The following is a 14641-nucleotide window of genomic DNA, read 5'->3' on the forward strand; positions in this document are numbered from 1 at the left end:
GCGACGTCCATGTCCGCGCTCGTACTCGACTACTCCTATACCTATTTGCAGCCGTCGCAGCTCGATCCTGCGGCGCATCAGCTGCAGCTTGCGACCTCGTCCGAAGGCGTCGATCCGCATCCCTATTTCTTTTGCGGAAAGCTAGTTCGGCCGAAACGCGTCGCCGAGATGCTGCGGAAGCTGATGGAGGTCGTCAGGTCGCGCTTTCATATGCCGGCGGCGATGTTGACTCGCATTCTCGCGATGTCCGATCCAATCGTCACCAGCAGCGACGATCGACTCCGCTTTGAAGGTTTTTCGAGTTGCTGCGGCGTCTATGTTCGCGTCGATCTCCATCCGCGTGCGGTCGACGGGGAAGTCTTCGGACGAGGGACGACGAACGTCGATTTCAACGAGCCGATGCTCGCCGCGCTCGCCCTGGTGCGCGAGAACGATGAGGTCTCGTTGAGCGTCGGCGCCGATCATGTAGCCCTGGCGAAGAACGACCAGACGGTGATTGAGAAGCGAGTCAAGCTCCCCTATCGCTGGCTCCGAGGACTCGTCGAAGTTCAGGCCTGTCAAAGCCGGATGCGCCAGGTTCATCAGATAAGCGGCGTCGAGGCGCGACGGTTCCTCCGCTCGTTGCCGCGTAGCGGAACCAGTCGCCGCGAAATGTTCGTTACGGCCGCCGGCAGCGGCTTACGTCTTGCGCAGCGCGAGACGGCCCAATCGGTTCGGGTGGGCGGACTGCAGCGACTCCGAGTGTTGGAAGATCTGTCGACGCAAGCTCGCCAGTTGCGAATCTATACCGATCAAGCGACCGGGGCCTCTGGCTGGGAACTGCTGTTCGACGATTCGCGATTTCAGCTCGTAATCAGTCCCGAGGTTTGGCGCGGCTTCTCCGGAGAAGGACAAGCGCTGACCGCGTTGGCGACGCAGGACGACGCCGAGACGCTCGCCAAGGTCGAATCGCAACTCCGCTGGGAAGCGGTAATCGACGAAGCGAGCCTGGCGACGCAGCTTGGTGTTTCGCCCGACGTCGTCCGCCAAGCGCTCGTCGTCTTGGGAACGCGGGGACGAGTGGGATTTGATCTGGGGGAAGGATCCTACTTCCATCGCGAACTTCCCTATCGTCTCGAAGATGCGGAAAAGCTGCAGCCGCGGTTGAAAAATGCGCGAAAGCTGATTGAGGAAGGCAAGGTGCGCCGCGGCGCTACGTCGAAAGAGGAAGTGGAAATCTTCGTAAAGAGCGGTCCGACTGAACATCGCGTTCGCTTATCGGACGACAACGCCAAGTGCAGTTGCCCATGGTACGCGAAACACGGGTCGAGTCGCGGTCCTTGTAAACATATTTTGGCGGCTAGTATTTATTGGGAAGAAGGCGGCGATGAGTAAGTCGAAACTGGAAGGCGTTTTGCAGTCGGGCGATTTGGAGAAGTGCCGCGACTTTTTTATGGGGATGCCGGAGCAAGAGCGTCGCAAACTGGCGCCCGACTTGATCCGCCTCTACCGCCAAGCGGACAAGGGACCGACCTATAACGCTGCGGAAAAGAGCTACAGCTTCGATAACGTCGCCGTCGACGTCTTGGGCGTTGCAATCTTCTCAACGGGTACGGCGGCGGAAATCAAAAAACTGGGTTGGCGCGGCGAACCCGAAAACGAAATGATGCTCGCGATTATGCTCGATCGCCGCCCTGAATGGATTCAACAGTGGGTTGACGCGTTGCTCGAATCTCCGCGATTCCCCTGGTATTGGACGACGATCCGCAAGCTTTACTTAGAAGGGTTGATCGAAAAGCCGGATCATCCCAACTACACGCTGGGGATGGTCGTGGGGCTCCAGCCGCCCGGGGGCGCCTTTCGAACGGATGAGCCGTCGATCGAAGAGGCGATCGAAGCGGATCGATCGCTGCTGGAGGATGAAGTCTGGCGGTTGTTCGAGCATGAAGGGGGAACGGATGTCAGCCTGGCGCTTGCGGATGGCGGGGCCAAAGAATGGCAAAAGACGCTAATTCTCTTTCAAAAGAAAGGGGGCCTCTCGCGCGAGCGTTTGCTGAATTGTTCGCTTGACGCACTGCTGCGCGATTTCAATCATTTTCGCGCGAAATGGTTCTCCAGCTTTTACGATGCGCTAGAGCCCACTCCAGAAGAGAATAAATCGCAGGCCGGCAAGTTCCTGCAGATTCTCGGCGTATCGGCGCCGCCAGTCGTTTCGTGGGCGTTCGCCAACGTCGAGACGCTGGCCAAAGCCAGCGCGATTCCGGCGGACGATCTGGCCGCCGGGCTGCTGCCGGTGTTTCAATCGCGGCAAAAGGGGATCGTCAAAAAGGCGCTGAAACTGTTGGGGACGCTTGCCGGTAAGCGGAAAGGGGAAGCGTCGCAGATCGTTGCGTTCGCGTTGCCCGCCTTAGGACACGAATCGGCGGAAGTGCAAGCGGACGTCCTAGCGATGATCGAAAAGTATGGCGACGTCAGCGACGCGAAGTTCGTCCGCAGCGTCGCGGAATACGTGCCGGTCATCGCTCCTTCGGAACGGAAGCGATTGGACGCGTGGCTTGCCGCCGCCGGCGCGAAAACCGAGTCGCCTGCAGCGGCGCCGGCTTCGTCCGCTTCTTTCGATCAGGCCGACCTGGAGGCGATTGATTCGCAATTGCGACAACTCTATGCAATCGATGATTTGCTCGCCAATCGGCAAGCTGGCCTGCTGGAGATCCCGGCGGCTCGGTTTGACGGCACGGAGATCAATCGCTTGGCCGGTAAAGAGAAGATTCAGCCAATCGAAGACCTGGACGAGCTTATCGAGGTCTGTTCGCGGCTGATTGAGGACCCCACGGCCACCAACGATGTGGAGCGGGCGATCGACGGCATTTCTCGCCTATGCGACCAAAAGCCGGACGACTTTCAGCGGCGCGTCGACCCGTTGCTGCGGCGAACTTTGAAATTGCTCAAGGACTACCATTTGCCCTTTCAGGGAGGCGGGCCGCAGGAAGATCTGCTCGGATTGATTTACGCCTGGTGTACGGGAATTGTGCTGGAAGGAAAGCGAATAAAGGCCAAGAAGGGAGAAGCGATTCTGGTTTATAAGATCGATGGCGAAGAGTGCAAGACCCATGACGCGGAGTTGGATATTCCCCTTGGGTTTTTGAGCCGTCGCACTTTAGCGATCGCGCAGCGCGTCGCTCAGGGAAAGCCCGCGCAGTTGTGGAGCGCGCCGACTCATGAGGGAAGCTGGATTGATTCGCAGACGCTCGTTCAGCGCGTTCTCGACAGCAGCGGCAAGCCGTCAGACGATTCCGACGCGATCCTCGCCATACTAAGAATGACGCCCGATGGACGTGAGGCCGCACTAGCGGAATTGAAAACCGCTTCGACCGAAGCGGCGAAGGCCGTGCGATATGCGCTGGGAGCTGCGCGGATGAAAGTCGGCAACTCCGCGCCGCTGTGGATTGCGGCCGCACGTAGTCGCGCCCCTTGGAGCGATGACCTGGGCGTCGAGAAGGCGTTTCCCGGACTTGGCGCCGACGCCGGTCTGGCGGCCCGATATGAAACCAAAATCTGGATCGACGAGTACAAGCACTCCAGCGAGCAATTCAAGTTCGCCCGCTTCTCGCTCAATTCGATTCCTACCGTGCCGGAGACGCTCGACCCGTTATGCCTTACGCCGCGGTTCCATCGCGAAAACCGCTTTCCAATTGAACAGTACTGGAAACGGGGAGAAGCGGCCGGGAGGACTGTCGAAGGGATCGCCTGGACCGCTTCGATTTGGCCCCAAGCGAGAGAGTCGCTCTTCGCGATCGGCGCCTGCACGATGGGAAACAATCTCGATTGGGACGGCGCCGAATGGCATAACAAAACGTTCCTCGAACCGCTGCTCGATCCAACTACGCCGTTGCGAGAAATCGGGCTGTTGCTGCTCGCGATGTGCCTCGGCGCGAAAGAGCCAGGCGAACATGGCCTCGCGACCGACATCGCCATCGCTGCGATCGAAGATGGGCGTTTGGGAAGCGACAATCTTGGCGCCATCCTGAGCCAACTCGTGCCATCCGGGCTGATCAAGCCGCCGCGGTGGGCGAAAACGTTGGCCGATGTGGCCCGCATCTCGGCCTTGCACGGCGCGGTCGTGCATCTGGCGCTGCAGCAGACGCTGGTTGGCGACGCAAGTTCGCTTCCCCGCGACTACGCCAAGCTGATGGAACTGCTGTTGCAGCTTTCGATTGAACGGGAGCTGTCGGTCACGCACCCCGATTGTCGCGCAATGCTGGAGAGCCTGAAGGGTTCGGGGAAGGGGCCGAAACTTGCCAAGGACCTGCTGAAACTAACCGCGGCGCCCGAAAGCGGGCCGCGGATCCTGGAACTCGCCTTGCAGCAGCGGATCAGCGCCGTGCAGTTGCAGGTTGACCAGGTAACCGCCTGACGACGACTTACGGCGTCCCCTGTACCAGCAACCGAATCGGCTGGCTGGTTCCTCGTTTGTCTTCGTCATAGTACTCGTAGGCGACGGCCGGTAGCGCGAGGATATCGACCGGCATCGTCGCCGTCAGTTCGTACGACAAGGTCAGCGGCTCTTCCGGTTCCAAGCGAAGCAGGTAGACGATCACGCTCCGGCTGGTGACTTGATACTTTTCAATCCGCTTCTGCCGCTTCATCTGGTCAAAATCGTCGACGTTCACGGCGAATCCGGCCGGGATCGGCAGGTCGAGCATCACCATCGGCGCCGCTTCCTCCATGCGATTGGTCACTGTTGCGCGGGCGCGAACCGAATCGTTGACGGCCAGCTCGGTACGATCGTAGTCGAGCTGAACCGTCAGCGGTTCGTTCTGTTCCGGCGCCGTCGCCGTTGGGGTGTAGTAGCGGAAGACGATTTGATATCCGGTCGCGGCGTCGGTGACGTCCTTCAGAGTCAGCTTCCAATCGCCAGAGGTGATTCGGTCCGAGAGGTTGATTTGTCGCATCACGTCCGACTGATCGACCGGAATCGTGATTCGCTCGGCCGGCTGATCGGCCAGCTGCAGTTCAATTCGTCGTTCTTTCTGGTCGGCGAGCGAGCGGCCGGAGCCTGCGATCAAAGCCTTCAGCGCTAAGACCGTCGCCTGCGTCGAATGCCAGGTTCCGATGCCGTCCTTCTGATCGATCAACCACGACAAGCTGCCGCGAATCGTCGCCGATTCGCCGCTTCCCCGGATCAGAGCGAGCGTCGCCAGGGCGGTCGTTTCGATCTCTTGGCTCCGACCTGCTCCATAGAACATCGTGCGCCGCGAGCCGGTGCTATTCCACCAGCAGCGCTTGCCGTCGCCTGAGAGCTGGCGCAGCGACTGGAGCTTGTCGAGGTAAGGTCGCACCACTCGGCTGGTCGGATCGATCGCCAACAGGGCGTTGCAAACCAGGGCCAGCGTGTACGGATTGTCGATCTGGTTCGGGCGATGCGAAACGAGGTAAGACAATGTCGGCTGCGCCTCGGTCGGGTTCGGATCCCCCTCGAACACGCTCCACGCGACATAGGCGGTGGTATTCAACTCCGCCACGTCGTAGGCGGCGTTGGCGGGATCGCCGTGAAAACGATGTCCTTCCGGTTCCCACGAGCCGTCCGATTTTCTCTGGGCGAGCAACCACCGGCGCGTCCGCTGGATCAACGACGGATCAATGTCGTGGACGCGGGCCATGTCTTTGAACTCCATCAAGCCGTACGCCGTCAGCGATCGATTGGCGGGGGGATTTCCAAACCAATCAAAGCCTCCGCCGGCGACCTCGAACGTCAGGAGACGCTGATAGCCAAGGTGGATGTATTCCCGGGCCTGGGCCTCCACTGCCGGAACCGACGTCCCTGTTCGCTTGAGGTATTGGAGCGCCAAGACGTTCGGGTAGGTGGTCGACGACGTTTGTTCAAAACAACCGTAGGGTCGTCGGAAGATCCCATCAAGTCCTTCGACGACGTGGCTGAAGGTCGACGGGTAGAGTCGCACGATCGTACTGACGCTGCCGTCGATCGCGTCTTTCGGAACGGAGAGATTCAGTTCGGTCGATGCGTCTAGCACGCCGTTATAGACCATTTCGACCGGTCGGCCGTCGGGGACGACTTTGATCTCACGCTCCAGAGCGTCGGCAATCTCGCCGCTCTGGGCGGTCACCATCAGTTTGTGGTCGCCGACTCGTTTGGCTCGAATGCGGTAGTGGAGCGAGCGAACTTCGCCAGGAGCAAGCGTGATCTTTTGCTCAACATCGTCCAGACTCTCGAACCAGTCGGCCTGAGCGAGCGTCAACTGGACCTCCTGCGGCTGGTCGAGATAGTTGTAGACGACGACCGGAAGCGAAACTTCATCCTCCCGCGTCAACGCAACCGGTAGATTCAAGTCGACGAAGAAGGGTTGAAAGACGCGCAACGACGACTGCGAGGCGCCCAGTTGTCCGCTGGCCGAAACGGCGCTGGCGGTCAAACGCCACGTGGTGATCGAGTCGGCCAGGTCAACGTCAAGGGTGACCCGTCCCTGGTCGTCGGTGATCAACTCGGGACGCCAGAGCAAGGTTTCCGGAAACCATTGGCGAACGCGGACACCTTGTTTTTTCCCCTCGGGTGCGAGATCGAAATCCAAGCGAAGCTCATCGATCCTTTCCACGTCAAGCATGTCGTATGCGGCGAGGCCAATCTGCTTGAGATTGTTCATCGCCGACATCCGGCGAGCCGCTTCACGCGATTGCTGGACGGCCGGCAGCAACAACCCCGCCAGGACGCCGAGAATGAGGACGCCTACGATGAGTTCCGCCACGCGAGTACTGCCGAATACATACGAAAGAAAGATAAGGAAGCCAGGAATCCCAAAAAAGGTGGCGAAGATGCACCACAGCATCCCCACCAGGTTCATGCCGTCTTGTTGGAGGGCCGCCGTAGCCCGGACGTTGTCGGGACGACTCGAAGCGGTCAACGAGTGATAGCTCGTTTGATCGCGAAGGATGTTGAGCACGTTGGGCGGAAAGGCGCTGGGGTCACGGATCAGTTCTTCCCAGTCGTCACGCTCGAAAACTTCAAACGTTTCCGTATTGTTTCCCAGATAGGGGAGCAGCTGTTTCAGCAGCGCGGCCCGTTTCGATTCTTCTTCTCGCACCGTCGCGGCGAACAGCGCTTGTTCTAGCAGTTGCCGATCCCGCGGTCGGCCATCTTCGATGAGGGACGGATCCCAGGGATAGATCGCGTAAATCGGCTGCAGCAGACTTTGCTCTACCGTGAAGAAGCTTTGCTGCATGTTGGCGCCGGAGCCAAGTACGGAATAGACCGCCTCGTCGACGGCCGCCAGGCTGATGGCGCCAGGCGCCGGTTTGCCGTCGCGACCGGTAAGCGACAGCGAAATCTTCGCTTTCTCGCCGGGGCGGTATTCGTCCCGATCAAGATTCGCCGCGATCTGCAGCTCATTCGCCTGGCGGATGTAGAGGACGCGTAGCTTGCGGACCGGGCGCCCCTTCTCATTGAAGCGATAGGCGCACAGCTCCAGCGTGCCGAACATCTCCGGCGGAATATCGAGCAGATACTCTCCATGCCCATTGGCCATCGCAATCGAATCGGTCAGGATCGTCTGGCCATCTTTCACGAAGTCGACGAAGACCGGCTCTGTGCCGCCGCCGAGCGCCGAGAGCCGCATCACTTCGCCGCCGTCATAAACCGACTTGTCGGTGCGAACCAGGAAATCGTGGGGAGCTTCGCCGCAGGTGAGCTTCAGTTCATGTCGCCCCGTCAGGCCTGCATCGTCGGTGGCGCGAACGATCAGATTGATCTCCTTGGTCAGCGGCGTTAATTCGCAGACCGCGGCGCCCAGCGGCGAAGTGGTGAATTCTTCGGCGACGCCGCTCATCGCGATGCGTGCCTGAGCAGGACGACCGTCGGCGTAAGTGGCCAGGACGTAGACCCGATTGGGAAGCATTTCGACCAGCTTCGCCGCTTCCGGAATGATCTGTACATGAATCGGATTGGTCGTCACGGCGCGAGATAGCGTTTTCGACTGCTGCTGTCCGGCGGTATCGACCAGTTCGACTTCGAGCCAAACGCGGGCGTCGCCGTTGTCGAGCGATTGACCGACCAGCCGATCGGGGAGACGGAGCGAGAACGTCGCGGCGCCGCTCTTGTTCGTACGGGCATGCACCGTGTCGATCGCGTCGCGGACAATTTCGCTGCTTCGCAGTCGCACGGTGACCGCGCCGCCGGTGACCGGCTTGCCAAAGAAGTAGTTGGCCTGGATGATCCCTTCGATCATGTCGCCGGGCTGGTAGTACGACTTGTCGAGATCGACGTCGAGTTTGAACTTCGGCAGAACGTATTTCTTCACCTCCACGGCGACCGCACTTTCGGTTTCTCCCACTTTGCACTCGATGCGGTATTGCCCTTCGAGAACTTCCTGGGCGAGCGGACAATCGAGCGACGCGATCCCAAAGCGGCTGGTGACGTCGTTCTTGCGGTAGATTACGTTTCCTTTGGGATCGGTAATCGAGAAATTGACCGCTTGGCCGGCGGTCGGCTTCAAGTCGGGACGCCGCAGCGAAAGGCTCCGCATGTGGATCGTCTGACCCGGCTGATAAACCGGTTTGTCGGTCGTCACCATCACTTGCCAATTGCGCCGCAGATGAATGGGATGCGTCAGCGTCTGATCGCCGCCCTGGGGATGAGCGATGATTCGCAGTTCGTAGTCGCCGTCGTTCCAATCGGGAAGTTGAATCCGAGGGCGTCCGCTCCCTTGGGCGTTGGTGCGGAAACTGGCCAGATGAACGAATTGCTGGGAGTTGGGCTTGGCGATCTCGATATCGATCGGAATATCTTCCGGCGTCGAATCGTCACGCGTATCGAAGACGACGACCCGCAGCGACGATTCGGTCCCGGAAAGCAGCTCCGATTGCCCCAGCACTTTCACGTCGTAAGGGGAAGGCTCAAGATTCGCGTAATAGACATGCAGACTGACGATCACCGCCAAAAAACAGGCGGCGAGCGTGCCGGCCACCGAGAAAAACTTTTTCTTGAGCGACATCCCGCTCCACCTGTCGGCCAGGTATTGCAGATGGGTGCGATTTTCCAGGGCGATGATCTTCCCCTCGGTCAATTCCAGCAAACGCTGCGACGCTTCCGCTGGGGGAAGCTGCTGATACAGTTCGGCTCGCGTCCGCGCTTCTTCCAACGCCGCCTGACAGATCGAGCACTTCTCGCAATGGACGCGAACGCGATCGGCGAAGGTCTGCGACAATGCGCCGTGAACGTAAGCGTCGACGTCATCGAGGACATGTGGAGATTGCGTTGACATCGTGAAGATCCTGAAAGCGGGAGGCGAAGCGATTGGGGAAACGCGCGGCCGACCGGCGGCGGAGCGTTCTGGTTACATGCGCGGCTCGAGGTAGTCGCGCATCGCGTTCAAGCCGTGATACATGTTCGAGCGGGCGGTCGACTCTCCGCAGCCGATGATCTCCGCGATCTCGGCGTACGACAGGCTGTTCCACAGTCGCAGGGAGACGACCATGCGCTGCTGCAGCGGCAAGCGGAGCAGGGCGGTTTCGACCAGCGCCGCGTTTTCGGTCGCGATGGCGCCTTCGTCCGGGGGCGGCCCGGTTTCCAGGGCGCCATCGGCGTGATAGGAATCTGCGACGACCAGCGGATCCCCGCGCTTGCGAAACTCCTGGCGACATTTGTTCATCGCGATCCCAAAGACCCACGGCCGGACGGTTCGCGGGTAAATGTATTTCGTGCGACTGGTCCAGATCGCCAGAAAGACCTCCTGAAACAGCTCTTCCGCGCGATGGTGATCCTGCGTCATGCGACGAAGAAACGTCAGAATCGGGTTGGCATAGCGGCGCATCAGCAGCGAAAAGGCGTCGTGGACTCCACGGGCCGCTTCCTGCATCAACCGCTCATCCGACTCGTAGGGATGTTTCATGTGGAGGCTCCAGGGGCGTCTTACCCATCTATTTGCGCGCCAGCAGCATTTCGTGGAATCAGAAATCGAAGAATTTAGGGAGAATTTAGACGTAGATAAATAAAAAAAGCCGCTCTGGAACCATCAAAAAGTTCCAGAGCGGCCATTTAAGGGGATTTTAGATCAGTCCGCGATATTGCAGCTCGCTACTTCGCCTTCACGTCATACACATACATCGTGTCATGATCGCGAATGTAGAGCTTCCCGTTCGCCACCACCGGATGCGCCCAGGCCGGCTTATCCGTTCGGTCGGGTTGGTGGAAGCGGCCATGTTCGATGTACTTTTCCTTGTTCGGTTCGATCAGGATGACGTCGCCGTCTTCGGTCCGTAGATAGAGCCGATCGCCGGCCATGGTGAGCGAGCCTTTTTGAGCGTCACGTTCGCGCCACAAGACGTCGCCGGTCTGGAAGTCCAAGCACGCGAGGAAGCCGCCGCCGTTACCGCCGTTGCCGCCGTACAGCGCTCCATCATGCACAATCATGCCGCCATGATGGTTTTGCATGCTGCTGGTGAAGTAAACTTCTTCCGGTTCGTACGTGCCGTCTTCCTTCTTTTCCAGCTTCACCGCGCCGCCGCCGGTGCCGTAAGCGGAGGCTGCAAAGACGAGTCCATCTTTGTAGATCGGCGTCGAGCAGTTGATCCCCATCCCGTTGGCCGGGTGATCATAGCGCCACAGCGGCTTGCCGTCGCTCGAAACGGCGAATAGCGTCTTGGCGGCGAACTGTACATATTGGCGCTCTCCATCCACATCGATCGCAATCGCCGAAGCGTAAGCGGCGCCGGCGCCCGGCCCGCGGCCAAAGCCGCCAAATCCACCTCGTCCGCCACGGCCGCCGCGACCTGGACCGCCAGGTCCTCCGGGGCCACCGAATCCGCCCGGTCCGCCGGGGCGGCCTTCTTCCCCACGCGGGCGTTCCGGTCGCGGCGCTCCTTCGGCCGGCGGTTGTGCCGGCGCTTCGGTCGACGCCGGCAGCTTGCTTTCCCAGATTGTTTCGCCGGACTTCTTGTTCAGCGCGACGATCATCGCTTCGTCGCCGCCGGGGGTGAAGATCACCTTCTCGCCGTCGATCAGCGGCGACTCGCGAAAGCTCCAGGTCGGAATCGCTCCCTTGTAGTCAGCCTGCAGATCGCGTTGCCAGACGATCGAACCATCTTCGACCTTCAAGCAGGCTACGTTCCCTTTCATTCCCATCACGTACAGCAGATCGCCGTCAACGGTCGGCGTGCAGCCGGGACCTTCGTTCGACTGCGACATCCGTTGTTCGTAAGCAGGGCCCAGTTTCGTGACCCACAACTCTTTGCCATCCTCTTCCGACAACGCCCAGACGACTTCATCTTTGCCGCGATTGCTCATGGCGAAGATGCGACCGGCGGCGATTGAAGGCGTGCTGTCGCCTCCACCGAGTCCACTCGCTTTCCAGGCCAGGGCCGGTCCATCTTTCGGCCATTCCTGTAGCAGTCCGCTTTCCTGAGAGATCGCGTCCCGATTGGGACCTTGCCACTGCGGCCAGTCAAACGGCTTGGCCGATTCGGCGAAGAGCTGGACGCCGGGCAGCGCCAGCGCAAGCAGAAGAGCGAATAATCTCATCGAAAAATTCCCCGTCGCAGTGTGTAATCTAGGAAACGCCCCGCCGGTTACGGGGCAGTTAACCTAGAACTAACCCCGCGTAACGCACAAAGTTACTGGGATTTTAAGGTCGCGACGGAAATACGGAATTAGCCGTTTCTGGACGATGCTTGCCTAATTCTCTAGCGGATCGCGCTTTACTCGACAGCGGGAATGCCGGGATGATCCGCGGGACGTGGTCCCGGGGCTGGCCAGTGGAACTTGCGGTCAGCCGGGTCGATCGGAACGTCATTGATGCTGGCCTCGCGGCGTCGCATCAGGCCTGCATGATCGAATTCCCACAGTTCGTTGCCATAGCTGCGAAACCAATTGTCGTCGGCGTCGCGCCATTCGTATTGGAAACGGACGGCGATGCGATTGTCGTCAAAGGCCCAGAGCGACTTCGTCAAACGATAGTCGAGCTCTTTGTTCCACTTGCCGGCAAGGAAGCGGACGATCTCTTCGCGGCCGGTGACGAACTCGCTTCGATTTCGCCAGGCCGAGTCGACGGAATAGGCGAGCGAGACTCGGTGCGGATCACGGGAGTTCCACGCATCCTCGGCCAGACGAACCTTTTTCGTCGCCGTCTCTAGCGTGAACGGCGGGGCGATTACGGCGGGACCTTGGGTTACGGCGCTGACGGTCATTTTGATGCTCCTGGGTAGTTGGTCACGGAAGAAAAAGAGGGGAGCCGGCGCGGGTTTGCGCGTCGGCTCCCGTATCACGAATCAGGCGACTTGCAGTGCCGCGGCGGCGGGGAAGTCGACCTCGGTTTCCGCGACGTTGTTGAAATAGTTGGTGAAGATGTTCAGCGCGACACCGGCGACGATCTCGGCGATGGCGCCGTCGTCGTAACCGGCGTCCCGAATCGCCTTCACTTCGGCGTCGCTCACCTTGCCGCGGGTCTCCATGATGCGGCGAGCGAACCGGAGCAGGCTCCCCGTCTTCGCGTCGTCCGATTCGCCGCGACGGCTGTCGGCGATCTGATCGCCGGTCAGACCCGACATCTTGCCGAGCGCCGAATGGGCCGCCAGGCAATAGTCGCAACCGTTCGATTCTGCGACGAACAGCGAAATCCGCTCGCGAATCTTGGCCGGCAACTTGCCGTGCCCCAGAGCGCCGCTCAGCGCCAGGTAACCTTCCAGCACGGCCGGCGAGTTGGCCATCGTCCGCATCAAGTTGGGAGTCATCCCCAGCTTCTTTTCGACGGCGTCCAACATTTCCTTCGTCTTACCTTCGACCGATTCCGGGGCGATTGTTTGCAAGCGAGACATAACGTTTCTCCTCTCATTCTTCGTGTTTGACGTTTCGCGTCGCACGTTTGCGACATCGAAGGAGTCGTAATTCACTTCTCGTGCCATTGCCGATAAACTTTTCTAAGTTGTTTTCCTGAAATGGTTTGCAGAGATTGGTTTGTCTCGAGCTATGTTGCGAGATATCGTAAATTCACGAAGTCTCGTAATCGAATCACGAAAAATCGTAAGGCTGTCGACGTATGGACTCGTTTTTCCCAATGCTGGATGACCCGAAGCGACTGCTGCTCGATCTGGCGCTGCAGCATTCGGTCGAAGAGGTCCTGCGGTTGATTGTGGAGCGACTAAGCGGCGCTGAGCCGGTCGCGCTGGCGCGGATCTGGCTGGCCGAACCGACGACGGACTGCTCGGATTGTCCAGCGCTGGAACATTGTCAGTCGCAGACCGAGTGTCTCCATTTGGTCGCCAGCGGCGGTCGGTCGATTGTTTCGCCGGAAGCGGATTGGACAAAGATTGATGGCGACTTTCGTCGCATGCCGGTCGGTCTGCGCAAGGTTGGTACGATCGCGGCGACCGGCATCGCGATCGAAGAACCGGAGTTTTCCGTTCCGCTTCCCGATTGGATCGCGCGGCCCGATTGGGTCCAGTCTGAAGGGATTCAGGGGTTCGCTGGTCAGCCGCTGATTCATCGCGGTAAGGTCCTCGGCGTGCTCGCCGTTTTCGTGCGCCAACCGATCGCCACCGAGTGCATGGGGTGGCTGCGCATGATCGCTGATCATGCCGCCGCCGCGATCGCGACCGCGCGTGCGTTCGCCGAGATCGGATCGTTGCGCGAGCAACTGGAGCAGGAAAACGAATACCTGCGTGAAGAGTTGAAGGGCGCCGGCGCGTTTGGGGAAATGATCGGGCAGAGTCCAGCGCTAGAAGCGGTCTCGCGGCAGATTGACCTTGTGGCGCCGACCGACGCGGCGGTCTTGATCTTGGGCGAAAGCGGAACCGGCAAAGAATTGGTCGCGCGAGAGATTCATCGGCGAAGTCAGCGAGCCGATCGTCCCTTGATCAAGGTCAACTGCGCTGCGATCCCGCGCGAGTTGTACGAGAGCGAGTTCTTCGGTCACGCCAAAGGATCGTTTACCGGCGCACTGCGCGACCGCGTGGGGCGATTTGAATTGGCGGAAGGAGGAACGCTGTTTCTGGATGAAGTGGGAGAGATTCCGCTGGAACTGCAAGCGAAGCTCCTCCGTGTGTTGCAGGAAGGAGAGCTCGAGCGCGTTGGCGAAGAGCGAACCCGACATGTGAACGTCCGGATCATCGCCGCGACGAACCGCGACTTGCGGGCCGAATCGGAAGCGGCCCGCTTTCGGCAGGATCTTTACTATCGCTTAAGCGTCTTTCCGGTCGAAGTTCCGGCGCTGCGGCGGCGGAAAGAGGATATTCCGCTGTTGGCTGATCACTTCTTAGAGATCTCGGCGCGGCGAATCGGCAGGCCGAAGTCAGCGCTAACTTTGGCGGCGGTGCAGCGTTTGCAGCAGTATGATTGGCCCGGCAATGTGCGTGAGCTTCAGCATGTGATGGAGCGTGCTGTGATCACGTCGACCGGGTCTCGGCTGAATATCGAACTGCCTGACAAGCTGCGAACTGTGCGGGCTGTAGCGACAACCGAGGACGGGTTCGTGCGAACTGACGCCCAGATTCGCCAACTCGAGAAGGACAACATCACGGCGGCGCTGCGAGCTGCCGGCGGGAAGGTTTCTGGAACTGGCGGCGCCGCCGAATTGTTGGGTTTGAAGCCAACGACGCTGACGTCGAGAATCAAAAAGCTGGAAATCGACGCATCCTTGATCAAATAGCATCAACCGAAACG

Annotated in this window: 8 protein-coding genes; 3 read left to right on the plus strand and 5 right to left on the minus strand. The window is 59.9% G+C overall.

Features of this window, described 5'->3' with window-relative positions; translation table 11 throughout:
• Positions 1-9: 9 nt before the first annotated feature.
• Positions 10-1374: an SWIM zinc finger family protein gene (locus LOC68_RS19405; protein ID WP_230221815.1), complete on the plus strand. Its 1365-nt coding sequence runs from the start codon at positions 10-12 to the stop codon at positions 1372-1374.
• On the plus strand, positions 1367-4393 hold the full coding sequence (locus LOC68_RS19410) for a DUF6493 family protein (protein WP_230221817.1): 3027 nt from the start codon (positions 1367-1369) through the stop codon (positions 4391-4393). The genes LOC68_RS19405 and LOC68_RS19410 overlap by 8 nt, the downstream gene beginning before the upstream one ends.
• A 7-nt stretch (positions 4394-4400) precedes the next feature.
• Here the strand turns inward: LOC68_RS19410 and LOC68_RS28795 are convergent, their stop codons facing one another.
• The 5 genes from LOC68_RS28795 to LOC68_RS19445 all read right to left on the minus strand — a co-directional run bounded on the left by LOC68_RS28795 (position 4401) and on the right by LOC68_RS19445 (position 12798).
• Positions 4401-9251, minus strand: coding sequence for an alpha-2-macroglobulin family protein (locus LOC68_RS28795; protein ID WP_390623385.1), 4851 nt, complete (start codon positions 9249-9251; stop codon positions 4401-4403).
• 72 nt (positions 9252-9323) lie between these two features.
• Positions 9324-9878, minus strand: coding sequence for an RNA polymerase sigma factor (locus LOC68_RS19430; RefSeq protein ID WP_230221819.1), 555 nt, complete (start codon positions 9876-9878; stop codon positions 9324-9326).
• 185 nt (positions 9879-10063) lie between these two features.
• Entirely contained in the window at positions 10064-11506 is a 1443-nt protein-coding gene (locus tag LOC68_RS19435) for an outer membrane protein assembly factor BamB family protein (protein WP_230221821.1), read from the minus strand.
• A gap of 176 nt (positions 11507-11682) precedes the next feature.
• Positions 11683-12171 (minus strand): nuclear transport factor 2 family protein, encoded by a 489-nt coding sequence (locus tag LOC68_RS19440; protein WP_230221822.1) that lies wholly within the window; start codon positions 12169-12171, stop codon positions 11683-11685.
• Positions 12172-12252: 81 nt separating this feature from the next.
• A complete protein-coding gene (locus LOC68_RS19445) occupies positions 12253-12798 on the minus strand; it encodes a carboxymuconolactone decarboxylase family protein (RefSeq protein ID WP_230221824.1) in 546 nt (181 codons plus the stop codon).
• Between the two features lie 221 nt (positions 12799-13019).
• On the opposite strand from LOC68_RS19445, the gene LOC68_RS19450 reads away from it, so the two are divergent.
• Positions 13020-14627, plus strand: coding sequence for a sigma-54-dependent Fis family transcriptional regulator (locus LOC68_RS19450; RefSeq protein WP_230221826.1), 1608 nt, complete (start codon positions 13020-13022; stop codon positions 14625-14627).
• The last annotated feature ends 14 nt before the right edge of the window (positions 14628-14641 follow it).

The sequence above is a fragment of the Blastopirellula sediminis genome (genome assembly GCF_020966755.1).
Classification (GTDB): Bacteria; Planctomycetota; Planctomycetia; order Pirellulales; family Pirellulaceae; genus Blastopirellula; species Blastopirellula sediminis.